Annotated in this window: 22 protein-coding genes; 10 read left to right on the top strand and 12 right to left on the bottom strand. The window is 70.5% G+C overall.

Annotated elements, in window-relative coordinates; translation table 11 throughout:
• The first annotated feature begins 72 nt into the window (after positions 1-72).
• Both OO67_RS06460 and greA read left to right on the top strand, forming a co-directional pair.
• Positions 73-477: a DUF4307 domain-containing protein gene (locus OO67_RS06460; RefSeq protein WP_033297888.1), complete on the top strand. Its 405-nt coding sequence runs from the start codon at positions 73-75 to the stop codon at positions 475-477.
• Between the two features lie 188 nt (positions 478-665).
• Complete coding sequence (gene greA, locus OO67_RS06455; protein WP_033297886.1) at positions 666-1,163, top strand: transcription elongation factor GreA; 498 nt, start codon at positions 666-668, stop codon at positions 1,161-1,163.
• A gap of 62 nt (positions 1,164-1,225) precedes the next feature.
• On the opposite strand, the gene OO67_RS06450 is transcribed toward greA, so the two are convergent.
• The 3 genes from OO67_RS06450 to ilvA all read right to left on the bottom strand — a co-directional run bounded on the left by OO67_RS06450 (position 1,226) and on the right by ilvA (position 4,461).
• Entirely contained in the window at positions 1,226-2,083 is an 858-nt protein-coding gene (locus OO67_RS06450; protein WP_033297885.1) for an ABC transporter permease, read from the bottom strand.
• Positions 2,080-3,084: a daunorubicin resistance protein DrrA family ABC transporter ATP-binding protein gene (locus OO67_RS06445; protein WP_033297884.1), complete on the bottom strand. Its 1,005-nt coding sequence runs from the start codon at positions 3,082-3,084 to the stop codon at positions 2,080-2,082. Before OO67_RS06445 ends, OO67_RS06450 begins: the two co-directional genes overlap by 4 nt.
• A gap of 147 nt (positions 3,085-3,231) precedes the next feature.
• Positions 3,232-4,461, bottom strand: coding sequence for a threonine ammonia-lyase (ilvA, locus tag OO67_RS06440; protein ID WP_033297883.1), 1,230 nt, complete (start codon positions 4,459-4,461; stop codon positions 3,232-3,234).
• Positions 4,462-4,618: 157 nt separating this feature from the next.
• Here ilvA and OO67_RS06435 point away from each other — a divergent pair, with 157 nt between their 5' ends.
• Positions 4,619-5,149, top strand: a complete 531-nt coding sequence (locus tag OO67_RS06435) for a MarR family winged helix-turn-helix transcriptional regulator (protein WP_033297882.1) — start codon at positions 4,619-4,621, stop codon at positions 5,147-5,149.
• A gap of 70 nt (positions 5,150-5,219) precedes the next feature.
• A complete protein-coding gene (locus OO67_RS06430; protein WP_033297881.1) occupies positions 5,220-5,411 on the top strand; it encodes a DUF1059 domain-containing protein in 192 nt (63 codons plus the stop codon).
• Between the two features lie 59 nt (positions 5,412-5,470).
• Here OO67_RS06430 and OO67_RS06425 read toward each other — a convergent pair whose 3' ends face one another.
• Positions 5,471-6,616 carry a cystathionine gamma-synthase gene (locus tag OO67_RS06425; protein ID WP_033297880.1) on the bottom strand — a complete coding sequence of 382 codons (1,146 nt, stop codon included), beginning with the start codon at positions 6,614-6,616 and terminating at the stop codon, positions 5,471-5,473.
• 79 nt (positions 6,617-6,695) lie between these two features.
• On the opposite strand from OO67_RS06425, the gene OO67_RS06420 reads away from it, so the two are divergent.
• The 4 genes from OO67_RS06420 (at position 6,696) to OO67_RS06410 (ending at position 10,003) form a co-directional block, all read left to right on the top strand.
• Positions 6,696-7,799, top strand: coding sequence for a hypothetical protein (locus tag OO67_RS06420; RefSeq protein ID WP_033297879.1), 1,104 nt, complete (start codon positions 6,696-6,698; stop codon positions 7,797-7,799).
• 42 nt (positions 7,800-7,841) lie between these two features.
• Entirely contained in the window at positions 7,842-8,000 is a 159-nt protein-coding gene (locus OO67_RS38910) for a hypothetical protein (protein ID WP_167748634.1), read from the top strand.
• A 69-nt stretch (positions 8,001-8,069) separates the two neighbouring features.
• A complete protein-coding gene (msrA, locus tag OO67_RS06415) occupies positions 8,070-8,780 on the top strand; it encodes a peptide-methionine (S)-S-oxide reductase MsrA (protein WP_033297878.1) in 711 nt (236 codons plus the stop codon).
• Between the two features lie 191 nt (positions 8,781-8,971).
• Complete coding sequence (locus OO67_RS06410; RefSeq protein WP_033297877.1) at positions 8,972-10,003, top strand: hypothetical protein; 1,032 nt, start codon at positions 8,972-8,974, stop codon at positions 10,001-10,003.
• Positions 10,004-10,019: 16 nt separating this feature from the next.
• On the opposite strand, the gene OO67_RS06405 is transcribed toward OO67_RS06410, so the two are convergent.
• The 3 genes from OO67_RS06405 to OO67_RS06395 all read right to left on the bottom strand — a co-directional run bounded on the left by OO67_RS06405 (position 10,020) and on the right by OO67_RS06395 (position 13,020).
• Complete coding sequence (locus OO67_RS06405) at positions 10,020-10,370, bottom strand: helix-turn-helix domain-containing protein (RefSeq protein ID WP_033297876.1); 351 nt, start codon at positions 10,368-10,370, stop codon at positions 10,020-10,022.
• A gap of 100 nt (positions 10,371-10,470) precedes the next feature.
• Positions 10,471-11,751 (bottom strand): RICIN domain-containing protein, encoded by a 1,281-nt coding sequence (locus OO67_RS06400; RefSeq protein WP_051709180.1) that lies wholly within the window; start codon positions 11,749-11,751, stop codon positions 10,471-10,473.
• A 48-nt stretch (positions 11,752-11,799) separates the two neighbouring features.
• Positions 11,800-13,020, bottom strand: a complete 1,221-nt coding sequence (locus OO67_RS06395) for a pectinesterase family protein (protein WP_033297875.1) — start codon at positions 13,018-13,020, stop codon at positions 11,800-11,802.
• 311 nt (positions 13,021-13,331) lie between these two features.
• Here OO67_RS06395 and OO67_RS40440 point away from each other — a divergent pair, with 311 nt between their 5' ends.
• Positions 13,332-15,509 (top strand): sigma-70 family RNA polymerase sigma factor, encoded by a 2,178-nt coding sequence (locus tag OO67_RS40440; protein WP_051709177.1) that lies wholly within the window; start codon positions 13,332-13,334, stop codon positions 15,507-15,509.
• Between the two features lie 163 nt (positions 15,510-15,672).
• On the opposite strand, the gene gdhA is transcribed toward OO67_RS40440, so the two are convergent.
• The 5 genes from gdhA to OO67_RS06365 form a co-directional block, all read right to left on the bottom strand.
• On the bottom strand, positions 15,673-17,052 hold the full coding sequence (gdhA, locus tag OO67_RS06385) for an NADP-specific glutamate dehydrogenase (RefSeq protein ID WP_033297873.1): 1,380 nt from the start codon (positions 17,050-17,052) through the stop codon (positions 15,673-15,675).
• 292 nt (positions 17,053-17,344) lie between these two features.
• A complete protein-coding gene (locus OO67_RS06380; RefSeq protein WP_033297871.1) occupies positions 17,345-18,028 on the bottom strand; it encodes an ABC transporter ATP-binding protein in 684 nt (227 codons plus the stop codon).
• A 45-nt stretch (positions 18,029-18,073) separates the two neighbouring features.
• Positions 18,074-19,543, bottom strand: a complete 1,470-nt coding sequence (locus OO67_RS06375) for an ABC transporter permease (protein ID WP_033297869.1) — start codon at positions 19,541-19,543, stop codon at positions 18,074-18,076.
• A gap of 177 nt (positions 19,544-19,720) precedes the next feature.
• The gene (locus OO67_RS06370) at positions 19,721-20,992 is read right to left on the bottom strand and encodes a L,D-transpeptidase (RefSeq protein WP_033297866.1); all 1,272 of its coding nucleotides are present in this window, start codon (positions 20,990-20,992) and stop codon (positions 19,721-19,723) included.
• 181 nt (positions 20,993-21,173) lie between these two features.
• Positions 21,174-21,575, bottom strand: coding sequence for a hypothetical protein (locus tag OO67_RS06365; protein WP_033297864.1), 402 nt, complete (start codon positions 21,573-21,575; stop codon positions 21,174-21,176).
• Positions 21,576-21,683: 108 nt separating this feature from the next.
• Here OO67_RS06365 and OO67_RS06360 point away from each other — a divergent pair, with 108 nt between their 5' ends.
• Positions 21,684-22,004 (top strand): hypothetical protein, encoded by a 321-nt coding sequence (locus OO67_RS06360; RefSeq protein WP_033297863.1) that lies wholly within the window; start codon positions 21,684-21,686, stop codon positions 22,002-22,004.
• The last annotated feature ends 29 nt before the right edge of the window (positions 22,005-22,033 follow it).

Raw genomic sequence — 22,033 nt, 5'->3', positions numbered from 1 at the left:
AGTGGTCGGCTTCTATAGTGACTGAACCGGGGGGTGGAAAATTCCTCGATCTCCGTCACGGGAGGAACGATCATGGCAGCGGTCCGCGAGGCCTTGCCCGAAGGGCGCTACGGCCGGTCGCAGGACGAGCGCGCGGACCGCAAGCTGAAGATCATCGGTTCGGTGCTCGGTGTGGCCTTCCTCGCCATGGTCGGCTGGTTCGGTTACGACTACGTGGCCGGCCAGGACATCAGCGCCGAGGTCATCAAGTCACGGATCGTCTCGGACGGCCTCGCCGAGGCCCATCTCGAGGTCCGCAAGGAACGGGACGCCGACGGGCACTGCACGCTCCGCGCCCTGAGCGAGGACGGCGGTGAGGTCGGGCGGGCGGACTTCCGGTTCGACGAGCGCACCGGCCGGATCGACGAGGTCGTCTCCCTGCGCACCACCTCCAGGGCGACGGCGGTCGAGCTGAAGGGGTGCGCCGCGGGCGGCTGACCGCGCAGGGCGCGCGCCGCCTCCGATGCCCACGCTCCCGCACCGACCTGCGCGGATACGCGTGTGACGATTTACCTTCTCCCCCTTTTCGCGCGGAATTGTTAGGCTCGTTGTTTCGCCCACCCGTGGCAGCGCATGCTTGGGGTAGGGCGTTGCTTTGTATTCCCAGCACCGACGAGGAGCACCCTGTGACCCAGACCAGCGATAACGTCACCTGGCTCACGCCGGAGGCGTACAACCAGCTGAAGGCGGAGCTGGAGTACCTGTCTGGTCCCGCGCGCACGGAGATCTCCGTCAAGATCGCGGCGGCCCGCGAGGAGGGTGACCTCCGCGAGAACGGCGGGTACCACGCGGCCAAGGAGGAGCAGGGCAAGATGGAGCTCCGGGTCCGCCAGCTGACCCAACTCCTGGAGCACGCGAAGGTCGGCGAGGCCCCCGCCGACGACGGCGTGGTCGAGCCCGGCATGGTCGTGACCATCGCCTTCGACGGCGACCCGGACGACACGGTCACCTTCCTGCTCGCCTCCCGCGAGTACGCGAGCACGGACATCGAGACGTACTCCCCCCAGTCCCCGCTCGGCACGGGCGTGAACGGCAAGCGGGTGGGGGACGACGCGGAGTACGAGCTGCCGAACGGCAAGAAGGCCACGGTGAAGATCGTCTCGGCGAAGCCGTACCAGGGCTGATCCCCCCAGCACGCAGAGAGCCCCGGCCGCACGTGCGGCCGGGGCTCCGTCGTCGTGCGGGTTCAGGCGGTGGCCGAGCGGTACCTGCGGACCGCCAGGGTGCGGAAGACCACGATGATCAGGACCGACCAGATCACCGAGGCGAGGATCGGGTGCTGCATCGGCCAGGCGTCCGAGGTGACGAAGCCCGGCGGCACGTTCCCGAACAGTTCGCGGCAGGCCGCCACGGTGGCGCTGAAGGGGTTCCATTCCGCGATGTGGCGCAGGACGGTCGGCATCTGGTTGGCGTCCACGAAGGCGTTCGAGATGAACGTCAGGGGGAAGAGCCAGATCAGTCCGCCGGACGTGGCCGCCTCCGGAGTGCGCACGACGAGGCCGATCAGCGCACCGATCCAGGAGAACGCGTAACCGAGCAGGAGCAGCAGCAGGAAGCCGAGCAGCACCTTGCCGATGTTCTCGTGGGTCCGCCAGCCGATGATCAGTGCCACACCGGCGAGCACGACGAGGGTGAGCGCGGTCTGCACGAGGTCGGCGAGGGTACGTCCGGTGAGGACGGCGCCGCGGGCCATCGGCAGAGACCTGAAGCGGTCGATCAGCCCCTTGTGCATGTCGTCCGCGATACCCGCTCCGGCGCCGGCGGTGGCGAAGGTGACGGTCTGGGCGAAGATCCCGGCCATCAGGAATTCCTTGTAGGCCGTGGACGAGAGGGAACTGCCCACCTTGATGGAACCGCCGAACACATAGGTGAACAGCACCACGAACATGATGGGCTGGACCAGGCCGAAGATCACCATCTCGGGGATCCTGGCCATCCGGATCAGGTTCCGCCGGGCGACGACCAGCGAGTCGGCCACCGACCGGCTGATCGCCCCGCGTGATTTGAGCGGGGCCAGGTTCGGCGTGTCCGTGACGGCACTCACTTGCCGTCCTCCTTCCGGCCCTGTGCGGCCTCGGTCGATGCGTTCCCGCCGTTCCTCTCCAGCTCGGCGGCATGGCCGGTGAGCGAGATGAAGACGTCGTCGAGGGTGGGGCGGCGCAGACCGATGTCGTCGATCTCCACGCCGCGGGTGTCGAGATCGCGGATGACCTCGGCGAGCAGCTTGGCCCCGCCGGTGACCGGGACGGTCAGCTTGCGGGTGTGTTCGGCGACGGAGATCTCCCCCTTGCCGTACGCGGCGAGCACCGAGCGGGCGGGCTCGATCTGGTCGGGCTGGTGGACGACGACCTCGACCCGCTCACCGCCGGTGCGGGCCTTGAGCTGGTCGGAGGTGCCGCGGGCGATGACCTTGCCGTGGTCGATGACGCAGATGTCGTGGGCGAGGTGGTCGGCCTCCTCCAGGTACTGCGTGGTCAGCAGCAGTGTCGTACCGCCCGCCACGAGCTCCTCGATGACCTCCCACAGCTGCTGCCGGTTGCGCGGGTCGAGCCCGGTGGTGGGCTCGTCCATGAACATCACCGGCGGGGAGACGACGAGGGCGGCAGCCAGGTCGAGGCGGCGGCGCATGCCTCCGGAGTACGTCTTCGCGGTGCGGTCGGCCGCGTCGGCGAGGTTGAACTTCTCCAGGAGCTCACCGGCCCGTTTCTTCGCGTCACGCGCGCTCATCTGGTAGAGCTGCCCGACCATCTGGAGGTTCTCGCGGCCTGTGAGGTACTCGTCGACGGCCGCGAACTGGCCGGAGAGGCCGATCGAGCGGCGAACCTCGTCGGGATTCTTCAGGACGTCGATGCCCGCCACGACAGCCCGCCCGCTGTCCGGCTGGAGCAGGGTGGTCAGGACACGTACGGCTGTCGTCTTGCCGGCGCCGTTGGGCCCCAGCAGGCCGAGGACGGTGCCTTCGGGTACGTCGAGATCGACGCCGCCCAGTGCTCGTACATCGCCGAAGGTCTTCACCAGGCCTTCGGCATAGATGGCGCCTGGCATACGGGCTTCCCCCAGTTGCTTCGCGTGAATTCCTGAGCGGATCGTAGAGTTTCCGGCCCCGCGGGACCGGGAACACCGGAATGTTCGGCGATGCACGTTAACGCGATACATCGCGAGCGACAACAGGTTTTACGGGGGCCCGGCCGCTCAGGACCGCACCAGATAGCCCGCGGCCCGCAGCGCGGAGGCGACCTCCTCGCAGTGTTCCGGCCCCTTGGTCTCCAGGTGGAGCTCCACCTCGGCTTCGGTGAGCCCGAGCCGGGGATCGGTCCGTACGTGGCTGATGTCGAGCACGTTGGCGTCGGCGACGGAGAGCGTGGCGAGCATCGCGGCCAGCGCCCCCGGCCGGTCGGTGAGCCGCAGCCGCAGCCCCAGGTACCGGCCCGCCGCGACCATGCCGTGTGTCAGCACGCGCTGCATCAGCAGGGGGTCCACGTTGCCGCCCGACAGCACGGCGACGACGGGCCCCCGGAACGACTCCGGATCGCTCAGCAGCGCCGCGACAGGGCTCGCCCCGGCCGGCTCGACGACCATCTTCGCCCGCTCCAGACACAGCAGCAGCGCACTGGACAGCTCGTCCTCGGAGACCGTACGGACCTCGTCCACCAGCTCCTGGACCAGCGGGAACGTGAGATCGCCGGGACGTCCCACCTTGATCCCGTCGGCCATGGTCTGCACCGGGTCGACCGCCACCGGGTACCCGGCGGACAGCGAGGGCGGGAACGCGGCCGCGCCCGCCGCCTGGACACCGACGATCTTCACGTCGGGGCGCAGCGCCTTCACCGCGACCGCGATCCCGGCGGCGAGACCGCCCCCTCCGACGCCGACGACGATGGTGCGGACCTCCGGGCACTGTTCGAGGATCTCCAGGCCGACGGTGCCCTGCCCCGCGATGATGTCCGGGTGGTCGAAGGGGTGGATGAAGACGGCTCCGGTCTCCTCCGCGTACTCCTGGGCGGCTGCCAGCGTCTCGTCGACGACATGTCCGTGCAGCCGGACCTCCGCCCCGTACTCCCGGGTCGCGGCGACCTTCGGCAGGGGCGCGCCGACCGGCATGAAGACGGTGGAGCGTACGCCGAGCAAAGAAGACGCGAGTGCTACACCCTGCGCATGGTTTCCGGCACTCGCGGCCACTACTCCGGACGCCCGTTCGACGGGGCTGAGGCCGGCGATCCGCACATACGCGCCACGCAGTTTGAACGAACCGGTGCGCTGGAGGTTCTCGCACTTGAAGTGGACCGGCGCACCGACGAGGGAGCTGAGATGGCGGCTTCCCTCCATCCCGGTCGTTCTTGCCACCCCGGACAGCATCTTCTGCGCGCCCCGGACGTCGTCGAGGATCAGCGGCGGAAAGGGGCCTGACGTACGGAAGGTCATGACAGCAAGTCTTGCAGCTCGGAGCCGTCGGGGCCGTCGCATCTCATGGCGGCCTGCGGTGGTGTCCACAGGTTTGTGCAGCGCTGGTACACGTTGCCCCGGGGCCGCGTACTCTGTCCCCCACCCATCCGACACCGCACGAAGAGAGCCCCCGGCCATGCCCCCTCAGGACATGACGACTGCTGCGTCTCCTTCCGGGGGCGCGACCCCCGGACATCCGGGAACGGACCACCTGCTCGACGCACTCCAGCACCAGGTGGCCGTCTTCGCCCGCCGTGCCGAGCAGACCCGCCTCGGCGGTGTCGGCCAGGTCCGCAACTCGATGGACCGGGCGGCCTACCTGCTGCTCAACCGGCTCGACGTGGAAGGCCCCATGGGCGTCAAGGCGCTGGCCGCCGGCATGGGGATCGACTCCTCGACCGTGACCCGCCAGGTCGCGCCCCTGGTCGACACGGGCCTGGTCAAGCGCACCTCCCACCCGGAGGACGGGCGTGCCGTCGTACTGCAGCTGTCGCCGCGGGGCCAGTCCCGCCTGGAGGAGGTCCGCGCCTCGCGGCGTGAGCTGATGTCCCAGGTCACCGGCGAGTGGACCGAGGACGAGCGCGACACCTTCTGCACCCTGCTGACCCGGTTCAACGCCTCGCTGGCCGCCCGGCAGGCGGCGTACCAGCCGGTGCAGGAGAACTGACCGGCCTTCTTCCTCCAGCGTCCGGATCTATCCTGGAAGGGCCTGCACTCGCGAGTCGAGGAGGCCCGCCATGACACGCAAGGTCGCCGACTGCCGTAAGTACCCGAGCGTCTCGAACTGCACGCTCACCATTTCCGGTGAGGAGGACGAGGTCGTCCGCGCCGCCGCCGAGCACGCCGTCTCGGTCCACGAGCACACGGACAGCCCGGAACTGCGCGAGCAGGTCCGCGCCTCCCTGGAGGACGAGAAGGTCGCGGTCTGAGCGTCGTACGCGCCGTCCCCGCGGCCGGGTCCGTCCCGGCCCGCAGGGACGGCGCGCCGTCAGCCGAGTGCCTGCGTCAGGTCGGCCAGCAGGTCGTCGGCGTTCTCGATGCCGACGGACAGCCGGACCAGGTCGGACGGCACCTCCAGCAGGGAACCGGCGGTGGAGGCGTGCGTCATCCGGCCCGGGTGCTCGATCAGCGACTCCACACCGCCGAGCGACTCTCCGAGCGTGAAGAGCTCGGCGCGGTTGCAGACCTCGACCGCCGCCTCCTCACCGCCCGCGACACGGAACGACACCATCCCGCCGAACGCCTTCATCTGCTTGGCGGCCACCTCGTGGCCCGGGTGCTCCGGCAGCCCCGGGTAGAGGACCTGAGTCACCTTGGGGTGCCGGGTCAGCAGGTCGGCGACCTTGGTGGCGTTCTCGTCGTGGCGGTCCATGCGGACAGCGAGGGTCTTGATGCCGCGCAGGACCAGCCACGCGTCGAAGGGCCCTGCCACGGCGCCCATGGCGTTCTGGTGGTACGCCAGCTCCTCGGCCAGCTCCGGGTCGCTGGCGACGAGCGCGCCGCCGACCACGTCCGAGTGGCCGCCCATGTACTTCGTGGTGGAGTGCACGACGACGTCGGCGCCGAGCGAGAGCGGCTGCTGCAGGTAGGGGCTGGCGAACGTGTTGTCGACGACCAGCCGCGCGCCCGCCTGCCGGGCCACTCCGGCGACGGCCGCGATGTCGGTGATACCGAGCAGCGGGTTGGACGGTGTCTCCACCCAGATCGCCTTCGTACGCGGGGTGAGGGCCGCCCGCACCGCGCTCACGTCGGAGGTGTCCGCGACCGAGAACTCCACGCCCCAGCGCGAGGCCACCTTCGCGAACAGCCGGAAGGTGCCGCCGTAGGCGTCGTTCGGGATGACCACGTGGTCCCCGGGCGTCAGCAGCGTACGCAGGAGGCAGTCCTCGGCGGCGAGGCCCGACGCGAAGGCGAGCCCGCGGCGGCCGCCCTCCAGGGCGGCGAGGTTCTCCTCCAGTGCGGTGCGGGTGGGGTTGGCGCTGCGGCTGTACTCGTAACCGCCGCGCAGGCCGCCGACACCGTCCTGCTTGTACGTGGACACCTGGTAGATCGGCGGGACCACGGCGCCGGTGAGGGGATCCGCCGTGTTGCCGGCATGGATCGCAAGGGTCTCGAAGCTGTGATGGTCGCTCATGGGGCCCGAGCGTAGTTCGTCGGGCGGGGACTTACAGGCCACTCGCCGCCCGGATACCCGTCCGGGGACAATGGACCGCATGGAGATTCTGTGGTTCCTGCTCGCCGTGTGCATGCTCGTCGCCGTCGTGGGTCCGATCATGCTGCGACGCCGTGGCGGCATCCGCCAGGTCGCGCCCGGTTCGCCCGACGCCGCCGACCCGGACACCTACGGCTTCGCCCGCCAGGAGGAGCTGGACGTCCGGATGCCGGGTCCCGACCAGGACCTCCTCGACGTCCTCGATGTCGTCCAGGCCATCCAGAGCTGGAAAGCCGCCTCCCAGCTGCTCGCGGGGACGCCCAAGGAGGGCGAGGTCCGCTGGCAGCGGGTGCAGGCGTTCGCCGGTGCCGCCTCCCTGGAGCTGGCCCAGCGGCCCGGCGCCGGAGGGGCGTGGCTGAGGACGTGGCGTGCCGAGGCCCCGAAGGACGCGGGCGCCGCGGCGGTGCACGCGGAGTTCCTGGTGCAGCAGGCGTGGCGCACCGGCACGGTGGGCACCGACGACTTCCGGATCATCCTGGAGGAGGCCCGCACGGTCTGCGGCGAGGCGGCCCTGCTGGCGCCGGGGGACCCCATCCCGTACATCGTGGAGCTGGCCGTCGCCCGTGGACTGGGTTACTCCCACGAGGAGTTCGACCAGCTCTGGGTGAAGATCATCGACCGCGCCCCCGCGCACATGGGCGCGCACATCGCGGCCCTGCACTTCTGGTGCGAGAAGTGGCACGGCTCCCGCGAGGAGGCCGACCGCTTCGCGACGACCGCCGCCGCCCGTGCCCCGCAGGGCTCGCTGCTCGCCGCGCTGCCGCTGTTCGCCGTGTACGAGCACCTGCCCGAGGTCAATCTGGTGCAGGGCTTCTACCGCGGCGTCGTCGTGTCGAAGGCGGTCGAGGGCGCGATGTTCGCCGTGCACGCGGCCCGCCCGGACGACCCGATGCTCGCCCATGTCCGGCACCTGCTGGTCCTCTTCCTGGTCCGCATGGAACGCTGGTCGGAGGCGATGCACCAGCTCGTCCACATCGACGGCCACGTGGGCGCGCTGCCCTGGACCCAGAATCCGGACCCGGCCGCCGAGTACACGGTGTACCGGGCGCTGGCCGTCGCCGGTTACGAGGCGAACGGCGGCAGCCCGGCGACCCTGCTCCACTGACCCGGCACGACCCCGCCCCCTCCGGATTGGACCGGCACACCCATGGCACGACTGATCCCCGTCATCCTGATAGCCCTCGCCGTCTACTTCTGGCTGCGGGCGAGGAGGAAGACCGCCGCGTACATGGCCTCCTACGAGCACCCGGCGGGCGGAAACCGTGAAGGTGACGAGCGTCGCGACCCCCCGGCACCCGCGGCCTGAGACCGCGGAATCCACAGCGCCCCCTCGGCGTTGTACGGACCGAACCCCGACCCCCCGGAGGAGCCCCGCATGTTCCTGACCCACCGCACCCCGCAGCTCCCCACCCCGGAGGAGGCGCTGCGCGGCCGCCCCACCCCCGCATTCACGGTGCCGTCCCGCCACACGGTCCTCGGCAACCCGCTGACGGGCCCGTACCCGCAGGGCCTGGAGGTCGCCGACTTCGCACTGGGCTGTTTCTGGGGAGCCGAGCGCAAGTTCTGGCAGACGGAGGGTGTCTGGACGACTCTCGTCGGCTACCAGGGCGGTTACACCGAGAACCCGTCGTACGACGAGACCTGCTCGGGCCTCACCGGCCACACGGAGGCGGTCCGCGTCGTCTTCGACCCGGCGGTCGTCAGCTACGCCGAGCTCCTGAAGCTCTTCTGGGAGTCCCACAACCCGACCCAGGGCTTCCGCCAGGGCAACGACGTGGGTACGCAGTACCGCTCCGCGCTCTACACCCACTCCCCCGAGCAGGCCGAGGCGGCCGAGGCGTCCCGCGAGGCCTACCAGCAGGTGCTGACGGGCGCCGGCTTCGGCACGATCAGCACGGAGATCCTCCCGGCGGAGGGCCGCACCTTCTGGCCCGCCGAGGCGTACCACCAGCAGTACCTGGACAAGAACCCCGACGGCTACTGCGGCATCGGCGGCACGGGCGCCACCCTGGAGTCCCCCTCCGAGACCAACTGGGGCCGCGCCTGCCCGACGGGGATCGCTCCTGCGCCGACCGCTGCGGAGTAGCCGTCCGACGAGCTCGCGCCCGGCGCGGGCGTGGGCTCGTCCGGTGTCGCTCCTGGGCCCACGGCGGCGCCGGGGTTCGCCCGCAGGGCCGGGCGGGCCGCACCGAAGAAGTGGTACGCCTGCCCCGTAGGACATGGTGACGGGCCGACGGGGTCGGCCGGTTGTCGGTGTCCCCTCCTATATTGCCGCCCATGGAGATCACCAAGCGGACGCTCGCAGAGGCCTGGCAGCGGGCAGCCGCACGACACGCCCTGCTCGCCGGGGTCGGGCTGCCGCCCGTCACGTACTCGGAGGACGAGCTGGAGGAGTGGGCCGAGCGCGCCGAGGAGGCGGGGGAAGGTGGCCTGTTCCTGCTGTTGGACGAGGACGGCACGGTGCACGGCCGTCACGGTCCCTACCAGGAGGCCTTCGCCACCCGCGACCTCGAACAGGTGCTGTACCTGATCGCCGAGGCCGCGATGCGGGAGCGCGGCGGCGTCCTCGGGGAGGTGGCCGACGCCCTGGGCCGGATCGATCCGGGGTGGGGCAGACGGTTCCGCGCCGGCGGCCTGGACGACCCGGGGACGCTCGAGGCGTGCGGGCGCGATCCGCTGGAGGGTCTCGCCTGGATAGCCGGGTCCTGGCGTGAGCAGGCTCCGTACACGACGCTGGCCTTCTTCCGCACGGCGCCCGGGCGAACCGTCGACGCCGAGCGGCTCGCCCTGCTCTACGGGGCCGATCCCGCGCAGGTCGCGGCCGGTACACGCCTGAAGGACCTGAAGGCCGTGGACAGCGGCCGGGCCCACTGGGACAGGCAGTGGAAGAGCTGCTGTTTCGGGCAGGCGGGCGGGTGGACATTCCTGCTGCACCACGAAACGCCGCCGGGGGCCTTCGCAGACAAGGAGGCGTACGCGGCGCTCGGGATCAGGGAGAGCGTGTGGCTGACCGCCACCTCCGCGAAGGCCATCTACACCTTCGACTACGTGCGGGACGGCAGGCGCGTCGCCGACGACATGGGCGCGGTCGAGCTGATCTGGTACGAACACGGCCGCGCCCCCTTCCTGCGGGGCGGTGAACTGGACTTCGTCAACCGGGCTCTGCGCCGTGCCGAGCTGGACCATCCCGAACTGACCAGCACGTTCGAGCTGTACTTCCACGCCCTGGAGGAGTCCCTCGGCCTGCGTCTGCCGCGCCGTGACTTCGCGGAGGGGGAGGTGCTGGCCGCGTACTGGGCCGGGGCCTGAGCGCTCTCCCGGCGGCTCAGGCGGCCAGTCGCACCTCGCCCATGGAGGCCGCCCGGGCCGGTGCGGTCCGGCTCTGCCGGGCGAGGTCCCGCTGGGCCAGGGACAGTACGTCGGCCAGCCCGAGCCCGAGCGAACGCGCAGCCGCCGCGAGCACCTCCGACGACGCCTCCTTGCGGCCGCGTTCGACCTCGGAGAGGTACGGCATGGAGATCCGGGCGTCCTGGGCCACGTCCTTGAGCGTCCGCCCCTGGGCGAGCCGCTCGCGGCGCAGGACGTCCCCGACGACGTCCCGCCAGAGGGGCTCCCTGGCGGCGGGCGCGGGACGCAGGGGGATGACGCGGGCGCGGTTCGGCACGTGGCTGCTCATCGCCCCAGCGTAGGAAGGAAGCGCCCGGCGCGGGAGGGGAAAGCCTTCCGCGCCGGGCGGATCTGCTGTCGGCAGAACAGGGCAGCCGGGAGGTGCCGCGTCAGCCGCCGATGTTGCTCTGCGGGCCGGCGTACTGCTTGAGCAGGGCGGGGACGTCCGCGGCCGGGTCCAGGGTGTAGCCGTAGTGGTCGGACGGCTTGAAGGTCGTCCCGTTGGTCCGCTGCTCGCCCGTGCAGGAGACGCAGATGCTGCCGGTCTGGGTCAGGGACGCGGCGGTGGTGTCGATGTTGTACGGGTTGGCCACGTTCTGGTAGTAGGTGTTCTCGATGACGGTCTTCGAGGCCCCGCGCGAGAGGTTCCCGTACGACTTCACGTTCTGCATGTAGTTGTTGTAGAGGTGCGCGAAGGCGACGTTGTCGATGCTCGGGTTGCGCTGATTGGTGTCGTGGATCCAGTTGTGGTGGATGGTCATCCGGGCGGTGACGTTGTCCGTCCAGCCGATGCCGAAGGCCTTGTTCTGCTCACCCATGACGTTCCAGGAGACGGTGAGGTAGCTGGTGTCCTTGCGGCTGTCGATGAGCCCGTCGTTCATCCGCTCGACGCGGTTGTGGTCGATCCAGACGTGGTCGGCGGTGTCCATCTGGATGCCGTCGTAGTCGTAGTCCTTGTCGTCGGGGTCGTCCTCGGTCATCCGGGTGTCGCGGATGGTGAGGTTGCGGATGATGACGTTGTGGACGCCGGTGCCGAGGAAGAAGCCTCCACCGACGATCTGGCCCGAGGTGCCGACGCCGATGATCGTCTTGTCGGACTTCACCGGTATCTCATGGCCGTACGGGCTGACCGTGATCGCGGCCGCGACCTTGATGACGTAGGGCCCGGAGGCGGTCACGTACTTCGCCAGGTCCGCGTAGTTCCTGACGGTGACGGTCGGGCCGGCCGCGCCGCCCGTCTGATACGTGTCCGTGCCGCTCGGCGTCAGCGTCCACTGCTGGTTCGTCTGCCCCGCACACCCCCACTGCTGGAGCTGCACCCCGCTCACCTTCGAGTAACCGGGCACATCCACGCACTTGCCGCTGCTCCGGTTCACCAGCCGGTACTTCCCCGACCCGTCGGCCACCAGCGTGAACTGCTGCCACGCCGCACCCTCCGTACACCCCCACTGCTGCAACAACACACCGTTCGCCGCCGACGCAGCCGGCACGTCGATGCACTTACCGCTCTTCTTCACCACCAGCTGGTAGGTCTGGCCGGCCGCCGGGAGCGTCGCCGCACCCGCGGGTGAGGCGAGACCGCCGGTCAGGATTCCGCCGACGGCCAGGAGCAGAGCCGTCAGCAGGGCTCCGAGGCCCAGGGTTTTCCTCTTGTTCCGGTGTTCGCGCATGTGTGCTCGTCCCTCTCTCGAATGTGCGGGTCGTGGTGCGATGGCCGGTCAGCGGACCGGGTTCCAGCCGTCCGTGCCGGCCAGGTACTTCTGCGGTGTGTAGTTCGCCGCCTGGGCGTCCGTCAGCTGCGGACGGTTGCCGTTGACGGTCGCTCCGGCGCCGGTGTTGCGGTACTCGGAAAACCGGGCGTTCTTCCAGGAGTTGCTGGACATGTCCGTCCACGGCTGAGTGGTCGCGAGCGCCGAGGTGAGAGTCGACTCCCGGTACAGGACCTGCGCGTCGGGCCGCCACGGACGGCCGAGCTGGGTGCTCTTCGACGCCGCGCCCGTCACGGTGGACCGGTAGAAGAGGAAGCCGTAGGTCTTGTCGGCAGGGGTGCTGGCAGCGGTGATCGGGCCGCCCGTGCTGCGCTTCTCGTGGACGGTGCTCGCGTGGAAGACGGCGGTGCCGCCGCCGTAGATGAAGTCCACGGTGCCTTCGATGTACGAGTCGACGATGTACGCACGCGCCTTGTCGTTGACCCGGAAGGTGTCCTGGTCGCCGAGGAGCCGTACGTCGTCCAGCACCGCCCTGTCCGCGTCCAGGTAGAGAGCGAGGGCCTGGTCACCGGTGTCGGAGCTGTTCTCGTCGAAGTCGTTGGACAGCGTGAGGTTGGTGGCGCTGAAGTCGCGGCCGAGCGCGACGAGGGTGGCGGAGCCGGCGTGGCCGTGGTCGCCGGCGTTGCGGTTGTTGACGATGACGACGTCGTCCGGCGAGTCGCCGAGCCCCTTCAGGGTGACGAAGGGCTTGTCGGCGGGGATGTCGACCCGCTCGCGGTAGGTGCCGGGCTTGATGGTGATGGTGACCCGGCTCGCCTGATACGTGTCCGTGCCGCTCGGCGTCAGCGTCCACTGCTGGTTCGTCTGCCCCGCACACCCCCACTGCTGGAGCTGCACCCCGCTCACCTTCGAGTAGTCGGGCACGTCCACACACTTGCCGCTCTGCTTGTTCACCAGCCGGTACCTGCCCGACCCGTCGGCCGCCAGCGTGAACTGCTGCCACGCCGCACCCTCCGTACACCCCCACTGCTGCAACAACGCGCCGTTAGCCGCCGACGCCCCCGGCACGTCGATGCACTTACCGCTCTTCTTCACCACCAGCTGGTAGACACCGCCCGTCGCCGGCAGCGTCGCCGCACCCGCCGGGGACACCAGCCCGCCGGCCAGCACACCTCCCGCCGCCATCGCGACGGCCACGGTGCGGCGCCTTCTGTTCGGTTTCTCGGTCATCGTTCGCTCCTTCGGATGGCCCGGTAGGTGAGGTGCTGTGGGCCGCAGTGCCCAGGTAGATGCGTGGGCAGGGCGGGGATGACAGAAATCCGGAAGAAACTTTTCCGGGGCCGGCCAGAAACTCTTCCGGGCCCGAGGACGAGCGCCCGTGGGGCGCGCGCGGCGCAGCGGTCGCGAGGGGCGGGAGCGACAACTTCTTTACGGGGCCCCTCCCTTGTGCCACGATGCGTGCCTCTGGGCCCCTGGCCGGTACGGCCGCTTCCACGGGGACGCCGGTGACCGGCCCCGAAGCGATGAGGAGCCGTGACGGGATGACGGACAGCGGGACCGGCCGGTCCGTGAGCGACACGGCGGCGCTCGTGGCCGAGGCCCGGCGCGGCGACCCCCGTGCGATGGAGGAGTTGCTCTCCACGCACCTGCCGCTGGTATACGGAATCGTCGGCCGGGCGCTCAACGGCCATGCCGACGTGGACGACCTGGCGCAGGAGGTGATGCTGCGGATCGTCCGCGCGCTGCCGTCCCTGCGGGAGCCCGAGCGGTTCCGCTCGTGGGCGGTGGCCATCACCTACCGCGAGATCCAGCAGCATCAGCGGCGTACGGCCCGCGACCGGTTCCACGGACACGCGGTGGAGGACGCCGCCGATCCGCTGACCGACTTCGCCGAGCGCACCGTCGCCGAGCTCGAACTCACCGGCCAGCGCAGGGATCTGGCCCGTGCTGCCCGCTGGCTGGACGCGGACGACCGGCGGCTGCTGGCCCTGTGGTGGGAGGAGGAGGCGGGCCGCATCGCCCGGGCCGACGTGGCCCGTGCCATCGGCCTGAACGCCCGGCACACCGCGGTCCGGGTACGGCGCATGAAGGTGCGGCTGGAGGAAGCCCGTACGGTGGTCCGCGCCCTGGCCGTCTCACCCCGCTGCCCCGGGCTGGCCGATGCCGCGCACGGCTGGGACGGCGGCACGGGCGCGCTGTGGCGCAAGCGGCTCACCCGCCATGTGCGGGCCTGCCCGCAGTGCGGTGCGCAGGGGACCGGCCTGGTCGCCCCGGAGAAGCTGTTGCCCGGACTCGGTCTCATACCGGTGCCCGGAGGGCTGGCCGACGGTGTGCGTCACACCGTGGAGGCCGCTTCCCTGCCCGGGCAGACGGCCGGCGGTCTGCTGCACCACGTCACGGCCAGGTCGGTCGCGGCATCGGCGGTGGTGCTCGCCGTCGTGACCGGGGCGCTGACCTATCCGGTGTGGCACACCCCAGCCCCCGCGCCGTCCTCGGCACCGCCCGCCGCGCACCGCCCCGCGGAGCCGGCCGCGACGGCCGCCGCCAGGCCCTCCCGGGCGGCGGCCGCCACCGCCTCGCCGTCCGCCCCGCCGTCCGCCCCGCCGACCGCGGGCGCCGCCCGGCGGGCGGGGGGAGCGATCGGTGTGCTCACCGCCGACATCTATCTGGCGCCCGACGGTTCGGATGACGGGGACGGCAGCCGCGCCCGGCCCTACGCCACACTGCACAAGGCGGTCTCCGTGGTCCGCCCCGGCCAGACGATCGCGATGCGCGGCGGGACCTACCGCCCCGCCGAGGGCGCGTCCCTCACCACCGACGGCACGGCGGCCCGGCGGATCACCCTCAGCAACTACCAGGGCGAGCGGCCCGTCATCGACGCGTCCGGGCTGCCGGGCTCCACCTGGGCGGTCACCCAGGAGGCGGACCACTGGACCGTGCAGGGTCTGGAGATCCACGGCTCGGCCAGCCACGCGTACGTCTGCCGGAGCTGCCGGAACAACGTCTTCCGCGGCCTGTCCCTCCACGACAACGCGGAGTCGGGCCTCACCCTGCGCGACGCCGGCACCGAGAACAACACCGTGCTGGACAGCGACTTCCACGCGAACGGGCCGGGGCCGGCGGGCGGGGTCGGCCTGGCGGTCAAATTCGGCTCGGGCGGCGGGAACACGGTGCGTGGCTGCCGCGCCTTCGGAAACGGGGCGGACGGGATCGATCTGGGCGGCTTCACCAGTCCGGTGACGGTGCGCTCCACCTGGTCCTATCGCAACGGCAACGGCTTCACCCTGGGCGGCGGCAACACCTCGGCCTCCGTCGCGCATGTGCTCACCGACGACGCCGCCTGGGACAACGCCGGGCTCGGCTTCAACGACGAGGGGAACTCCGGCGCGGTCCGCCTCACCCGTAACACCGCTTTCCGCAACGGCACGAACTTCTACCTGCCCACCGCGGCCGCCGTACTGACCTCCAACGCGGCGGCGGACAGCGGCGACGGCCCGGACACGGTCCTCGCGGAGTCCTCCCGGTCCGAGGGCAACACCTGGGACGGCGGGGGCGACGGCCCGCCGGAGTTCACCACCACCGACCCGTCCACCGCCGAGGCCCGTCGCGCGGCCGACGCGACCCTGCCCAGGACCTCGTTCCTGGCCCCGTCGGGGTCCGCGCCGGGAGCTCGCATGACGCCCGTGGACGACGGGCCCCCGGAGAAGCAGCCCGGATGACGCCCGGCGAAGACCCGTCAGAACCTGCGGCCCACGCCGCTCCCGCGACCGAGGTGGACGACGAGGATGACCAGGACCTCGCCCTGCACCTCGTTCACCACACGGAAGTCGTCCCAGCGCGAAGGCCCGGAGCTCGCCGCCCCGGGCCCGCTGAGCGGCAGGGTCAGATCAGGCCCTGGGCCAGCATCGCCTCCGCGACGAGCTCGAAGCCCGCGATGTTCGCGCCGACGACGTAGTTGCCCGGGCTGCCGTACTTCTCGGCCGTGGTGTGGCAGGAGTCGTGGATGTGGCGCATGATCTGCGCGAGGCGCTCCTCCGTGTGGGCGAAGGTCCAGGAGTCGCGGGACGCGTTCTGCTGCATCTCCAGGGCGCTGGTGGCCACGCCGCCGGCGTTGGCCGCCTTGCCGGGGGCGAAGGCGACGCCCGCCTCCTGGAAGATGTGGACGGCCTCGGGGGTGGTGGGCATGTTGGCGCCCTCCGCGACCGCCTTCACCCCGTTGCGTACGAGGGCGAGCGCGTCGGCCTCGTGGAGCTCGTTCTGGGTGGCGCAGGGCAGGGCCACGTCCACGGGAACGCTCCAGACGCCCGTGCCCTCGACGTACCGCACGTGGTCGCCGCGCCGCTCGGCGTACTCGGAGATCCGGCCGCGGCCCGTCTCCTTGATCTCCTTGAGCAGGCCGAGGTCGATGCCCTTCTCGTCCACGACGTAGCCGCCCGAGTCGGAGCAGGTCACGACGGTCGCGCCGAGCTGCTGGGCCTTCTCGATGGCGTAGATGGCCACGTTGCCGGAGCCGGATACGGCGATGCGCTGGCCGTCGAGGGACTCACCGCGTACGCGCAGCATTTCGGCGGTGAACAGGACGCAGCCGTAACCCGTCGCCTCGGTGCGCGCCTGGGCGCCTCCCCAGCCGAGGCCCTTCCCGGTGAGCACGCCGGACTCGTAGCGGTTGGTGATCCGCTTGTACTGGCCGAAGAGGTAGCCGATCTCCCGGCCGCCGACGCCGATGTCACCGGCGGGCACGTCGGTGTACTCACCCAGGTGACGGTGGAGTTCGGTCATGAAGGACTGGCAGAACCGCATGACCTCGGCGTCGGACCGCCCCTTGGGGTCGAAATCCGCGCCGCCCTTGCCTCCGCCGATCGGCATGCCGGTGAGGGCGTTCTTGAAGATCTGCTCGAAACCGAGGAACTTCACGATGCCGAGGTTGACGGAGGGGTGGAAGCGCAGACCGCCCTTGTACGGGCCGAGCGAGCTGGAGAACTCGACGCGGAAGCCGCGGTTGACGTGGATGTCGCCGGCGTCGTCCGACCACGGCACCCGGAAGATGAGCTGACGCTCGGGCTCGCAGATCCGCTCGATGATGCGGGCGTCGACGAACTCCGGCCGCTGAGCCAGCACGGGGCCCAGGGTGTCGAGGACCTCGCGCACCGCCTGGTGGAACTCGCCCTCGCCCTGGTTGCGCCGCAGGATCTCCGCGTAGAGCGGCTCGATGACACGGTTCTCGGTGGTGCGCGGGGTGAGGGAGTCGGAACTGGCCGGCATCTGATCAAGACCTTCCGTGGGTGGGCTGTCGCGCGTCGGCGCTCCCTGTCCCCGGAGGCGCCACCGGCCCGTGGGGGCCGTTGCACCCGGCAAGTCTCGCAGCGCGACGCGGCCCCGCCGGGGCGACATCCACATAGTGGCCACGGTTGTTCGTCCCGGTACGGGGGATTCTGCCCCCGTACACCTGTCCCCGCGGGGACGAAGGGCCGCACGGCCCCCGCGTCGCGGGGCGGTGCGGGTGGCGAACCTCACAGCCGGAGGAGGGGGGTCGTGAGGTTCGCCCGGCCCCGGATCAGGCCGCCGCGTTCTCGGTCACGGTGACCTTCCCCTTGCGGATGGTGGCCACCCGGGGTGCCTTGCGGGCGAGGGAGCTGTCATGGGTGACCATCACGAAGGTCAGCCCGTGTTCCTTCCACAGCCCGTCGAGCAGGTCCATGATCTCGTCGCGCATGGACTCGTCGAGGTTGCCGGTCGGTTCGTCGGCGAGCAGCACCTTCGGCCGCTTGACCAGTGCCCGGGCGATCGCGACGCGCTGCTGCTGGCCGCCGGACATCTCGCCCGGCAGATGGGTGGGCCGGTCTCCGAGGCCCACCGACTCCAGCGCCTCGGCGGCGCGTTCGCGGCGGGCCTTCGCTCCGAGGCCGAGGGGGACGAGGGCGGTCTCGACGTTCTCCTGGGCGGTGAGCGTCGGGATCAGGTTGAAGCTCTGGAACACGAATCCGATGGACTCGGCCCGGACCTTGGTGAGCCGGGACTCGGGGAGCCGTGCCAGGTCGACACCGTCGAGCTCGATGGTGCCGGAGGTGGGCCGGTCGAGACCGCCGAGCATCTGCAGGAGGGTGGACTTGCCTCCGCCCGTCGGGCCCTGGATGACGAGCCTTCCGCCGTCCTCGATGGTCAGGTCGACCCCGGCGAGCGCGTCGACGGGGTTCTTGCCGCGCATGTAGCGCTTGGTGACGCCCTTGAGCTGGTACACGTGTGGACTCCTGCTGTACGTACGGAGAGGGAGGGGCGGGCGGTGTCACGCGACGCGGCGCAGCGCGTCGGCCGGCCGCAGCCGGGAGGCCCGCCAGCCGCCGAAGGCCCCCGCGACGAGTCCGCCCGCCACCGCGAGGCCGACGGCGACGAGGATGGTGGTGAGGTAGACCGGTGCGGTCAGCGCGATGTCGAGGGTCCTGGCCGCGGTCTGGCGGCCGGGGCCGCCGCCGCCCATCGGACCGCCGCCCCCGCCCATGCCTCCGCCGCCGCCCGTGGCGCCGAGCTGTGCGGTGAGAGTGGGGCTGACGGCGGTCACGGCGTAGGCACCGGCGAGGCCGATCGCGATGCCGAGGACTCCTCCCATCAGGCCGTTGACGAGGGCCTCGCCGACGACCTGGCGGGTGACGCGTCCGCTCTTCCAGCCGAGCGCCTTGAGCGTGCCGAACTCCCTCACGCGGCGGCTGACCGCCGAGGAGGTGAGCAGGCCCGCGACGAGGAACGCGGCGGTCAGAACGGCGATGGAGAGCCACTTGCCCACACTGGAGGCCAGGTCGGAGGCGGTGGAGAGGGAGCCGGAGACCGTCTCGGCGAGGTCGGCGGAGGTGGTGACCGTCGTGCCGGAGATGTTCTTCTGGATGGCGGCCTTGACGGTGTCGATCTGCTGCGAGTCCGCGGCCTTGACGTAGACCGTGGTGACCTTGTCCTTGGAGTCGGCGACCGTCTGTGCCTGCTTCAGCGGGATGTAGACGTTGGCGGAGGCGTCCCCGCTGTCCGCCGTCGCGATGCCGACGATCGTGTACGTGGTGCCGGAGATCGTGACGGTCTCGTCGACCGCGAGTTCCTTCTCCTTGGCGTACGCGGCGTCGACGACCGCGACCTCGGCGTCGGTCTCGGCTGCCTTGAACGTACGGCCCCCGGTGATCGTGGAGGAGGTCAGCGGACCGAGGTCCTGCTGGGTGACGTCGGTGCCGTACACGGTGAAGGAGTTGACGTCGAAGGATGCTCCGCCGCCCTCGACCCGGCCCTGCGGCTGGCCGCCGCCGCCCTGGCCCCCGCCGGGTCCGCCCTGCGTGCCCGAGCTCTCGTCCTGCTTGAACTCGCCGCGCTGGAACTGGCCGTCGACCTTCATGACGGTCAGGCTCAGTCCGCCGACGGCGTCCGCGACACCGTCCTGCTTCCCGACCTTGCCGACGATGCCGGCAGCCAGCGTCTGGAAGCCCTGCACCATGACCCGGTCGGTGCTCTGGGTCGCGTCCTCGTCGTCCTGGGCGTCGAACTCGAACCGGGGCCGCCCGGTGCCGCCGGAGCCCTGGGCGGCCGCGGCCTTGGTCACCGTCATGTCCGTGCCCAGGCCGTACAGCGATTCCAGGACCTTGTCCTGGGCCTTGCTCATGCCCGAGGAGACCGAGCTGACGATGATGACGAGCGCAATGCCGAGGGCGAGCCCCGAGGCGACGACGAGCGCCGCCTTTCTGCGGCGGCGCAGCTCGCGCCGGAGGTAGGTGAAGAACATGGCGTGAAGCTACGGACCGGGTGTGATGAGGAGTTAAGTCTCCGATGAGAGCGGGATGAGAACCGGCAGGGCCCGCATACGCCCACGCCTCGGCAGGACCGGACCGCATACGCCGAAGGCGGCGGCACCCGGGGATTCCGGGTGCCGCCGCCGTCGGAAGGGGAGGGGCGTGTGGGATCAGGCCTCGGAGCCGGCCGTCCACTCCGACCAGCTCATGTTCCAGCCGTTGAGCCCGTTGTCGGGGGCGATGGTCTTGTCCGGGGAGTTCTTGACGATGACCACGTCGCCGATCATGGAGTTGTCGTAGAACCAGGCACCGGCCGTGCCCTTGTCGTCCGCACCCTTGGTGTCGGAGAGTCCGACGCAGCCATGACTGGTGTTGGCGCTGCCGAAGATCGACTTGGCGCCCCAGTAGTTGCCGTGGATGAAGGTGCCCGACGTGGACAGCCGCATGGCGTGCGGCACGTCCTTGATGTCGTACTCACCCTTGCCGTCGTCGTCGGTGAAGCCGACCGTCGAACCGTCCATGCGGGTCTCCTTGAACTTCTCGGAGATCACCATCTGGCCGTTGTAGGTCGGGTTCTCCGAGGAGCCGGCGGAGATCGGGATGGTCTTGATCGTCTTCCCGTCCCGGGTGACGGTCATGGTGTGCGCCTTGGCGTCAACGGTCGAGACCTGGTTGCGGCCGACCTTGAAGGTGACCGTCTTCTGCTGCACACCGACGACGCCGTCCGCACCCTCGACGCCGTCCAGGGCCAGCTTCAGCGTGACGGTGGAGCCGCCCTGCCAGTAGTCGTCGGGGCGCAGGTCGAGGCGCTTGCTGTTGAACCAGTGGCCGACGACTTCCTGACCGCTGCTCGACGTCACCTTGATGCCGTCCTGGACGGCCTTCTTGTTGGTGATCTCCTTGTTGAAGTTGATCGAGACGGGCATGCCGACGCCGACGGTCGAACCGTCCTCGGGGGTGAAGTTCCCGATGAAGCTGTTCTCGGGCGAGACCGTGGTGAACGAGCTGTTGGCGTGCGCCGCGCGGTCCTTGGAGTCGGAGGCCGTGGCGCTGATCTTGTACGTCGTCGAACGCTCGAGCTGGCCGCTGGGCTTCCAGCTGGAGCCGTCGGCCGCGAGGGTGCCCTCGACGGCTTCGCCGTCGGCCGTGGTCATGGTGACCTCGGTCAGCTTGCCCTTGGCGACGGTGACCATCGCGGCGTTGTTGATGCTCGCGTCGGTCGCACCGTTCTTCGGCGCGATCGTTATCTGCGCCTCGGACGCGTCCTTGGCGGCCGCCTCGTCCACCTGCGCCTGTGACGCCTTCGAGCTGTCGGCGCTCGCCCCCGTGCCGCTGCCGCCGTCGTCGCTGCAGGCCGAAAGCACCAGCACTCCGCCGAGCAGTGCGGACGCGGCCGCGAGGCCCCTGCGCCGCTTGCTGTCCGTCATCACACGCTTCTCCATCGTTGCCGATTCCCCAAGATCCCCGGACAGGGTCGCCCGACGGCGATTCCCCGTCAATGTTCCAAGAACACCGCGACCGGGTCTTCCGTTCCACATCCGCCGGAGATGTGGGGAACACCACTCATCGACGCGCCCGGGACCGCGGCGGTTCCCGCCACCTGTGAGGAGGGGCCCGAGGGCGTCAGCGTTCCGTGTTCCCTCCGCCTTCTTCGTCGTCCGTGTCATTGTCCTCGATCCCGTAGTACGCCTCGTCCCCGGCCTCTCCCGCGGCCCAGTCCTCGGCGTCGGGGTCGTAGTCGACCGTCTCGCTGCTCCAGGAGGCCTGGGCGAGCTCGACCCCGGGCACCTGGCCGACAAGATCGAACGGGTCGATCAGCGAGGCGAGGGCTTCCGCTGCGTCTTCCCTGACCGTCTGCTCGGCATGCGTGCGTTCCTCCGCGGACTCGTCGGCGGAGGCTCCCGAGGCGGTGAAATCGGCGGCGATGCTTTCCAGCGCGGTACCGGTCAGGGCGTCCGCGTCGCTGATCTCCAGCACCATCTCCACACGAAGCCGAACAAATGAGGGTGTCTCCGAAGTGCTCATATGCCGGAGCGTAAGGCTCCCTGGAGCTGTGACTTTCCACCGACCCGCTGCTTTGCTTAGCATCGGCCCGCAGGGCTAACCGATGGTTGTCGCAAGGGGATCGATTCTGTGTCCATGGCTCGTCGCACGCTGCTGACCACCACAGCGGCAGGCACCCTGCTCTGTGCTCTCTGGTTCGTCCCCTCCGCCAACGCGACCGGCGAAGCAGAGACGCAGAGCGGTTCCACCGGCTCGTCCGCCGGCACCTCCACCGAGGCCCGGCAGGCCTCCGCCACGGGGGAGTTCACCTCCGACGAGAGGCTCGCCGACACAGGGGCGGGGATCGACACGACTCCCTATCTGATCGGCGGCACGGCCTCCCTGTGCGTCGGCGCCGGGTTCGTCGTGTACTCGGTACGCCGGGGCGGAACGCTGAGCACCGGCCTCTGAGGTACGCGGGGGCCGCCGCGTCCGGTGAC

This window comes from Streptomyces atroolivaceus, assembly GCF_000717025.1.
Lineage (GTDB): Bacteria > Actinomycetota > Actinomycetes > Streptomycetales > Streptomycetaceae > Streptomyces > Streptomyces atroolivaceus.
This window is presented reverse-complemented; position numbering and strand designations above follow the sequence as displayed.

Excerpts from the sequence above, each read along its gene's own strand:
- OO67_RS06460 (WP_033297888.1), top strand. The coding sequence starts at position 73 with ATGGCAGCGGTCCGCGAGGCCTTGCCCGAAGGGCGCTACGGCCGGTCG.
- OO67_RS06445 (WP_033297884.1), bottom strand. The coding sequence starts at position 3,084 with ATGCCAGGCGCCATCTATGCCGAAGGCCTGGTGAAGACCTTCGGCGAT.
- ilvA (WP_033297883.1), bottom strand. The coding sequence starts at position 4,461 with ATGACCTTCCGTACGTCAGGCCCCTTTCCGCCGCTGATCCTCGACGAC.
- OO67_RS06435 (WP_033297882.1), top strand. The coding sequence starts at position 4,619 with ATGCCCCCTCAGGACATGACGACTGCTGCGTCTCCTTCCGGGGGCGCG.
- OO67_RS06430 (WP_033297881.1), top strand. The coding sequence starts at position 5,220 with ATGACACGCAAGGTCGCCGACTGCCGTAAGTACCCGAGCGTCTCGAAC.
- OO67_RS06425 (WP_033297880.1), bottom strand. The coding sequence starts at position 6,616 with ATGAGCGACCATCACAGCTTCGAGACCCTTGCGATCCATGCCGGCAAC.
- OO67_RS06420 (WP_033297879.1), top strand. The coding sequence starts at position 6,696 with ATGGAGATTCTGTGGTTCCTGCTCGCCGTGTGCATGCTCGTCGCCGTC.
- OO67_RS38910 (WP_167748634.1), top strand. The coding sequence starts at position 7,842 with ATGGCACGACTGATCCCCGTCATCCTGATAGCCCTCGCCGTCTACTTC.
- msrA (WP_033297878.1), top strand. The coding sequence starts at position 8,070 with ATGTTCCTGACCCACCGCACCCCGCAGCTCCCCACCCCGGAGGAGGCG.
- OO67_RS06410 (WP_033297877.1), top strand. The coding sequence starts at position 8,972 with ATGGAGATCACCAAGCGGACGCTCGCAGAGGCCTGGCAGCGGGCAGCC.
- OO67_RS06405 (WP_033297876.1), bottom strand. The coding sequence starts at position 10,370 with ATGAGCAGCCACGTGCCGAACCGCGCCCGCGTCATCCCCCTGCGTCCC.
- OO67_RS06400 (WP_051709180.1), bottom strand. The coding sequence starts at position 11,751 with ATGCGCGAACACCGGAACAAGAGGAAAACCCTGGGCCTCGGAGCCCTG.
- OO67_RS06395 (WP_033297875.1), bottom strand. The coding sequence starts at position 13,020 with ATGACCGAGAAACCGAACAGAAGGCGCCGCACCGTGGCCGTCGCGATG.
- OO67_RS40440 (WP_051709177.1), top strand. The coding sequence starts at position 13,332 with ATGACGGACAGCGGGACCGGCCGGTCCGTGAGCGACACGGCGGCGCTC.
- gdhA (WP_033297873.1), bottom strand. The coding sequence starts at position 17,052 with ATGCCGGCCAGTTCCGACTCCCTCACCCCGCGCACCACCGAGAACCGT.
- OO67_RS06375 (WP_033297869.1), bottom strand. The coding sequence starts at position 19,543 with ATGTTCTTCACCTACCTCCGGCGCGAGCTGCGCCGCCGCAGAAAGGCG.
- OO67_RS06370 (WP_033297866.1), bottom strand. The coding sequence starts at position 20,992 with ATGGAGAAGCGTGTGATGACGGACAGCAAGCGGCGCAGGGGCCTCGCG.
- OO67_RS06365 (WP_033297864.1), bottom strand. The coding sequence starts at position 21,575 with ATGAGCACTTCGGAGACACCCTCATTTGTTCGGCTTCGTGTGGAGATG.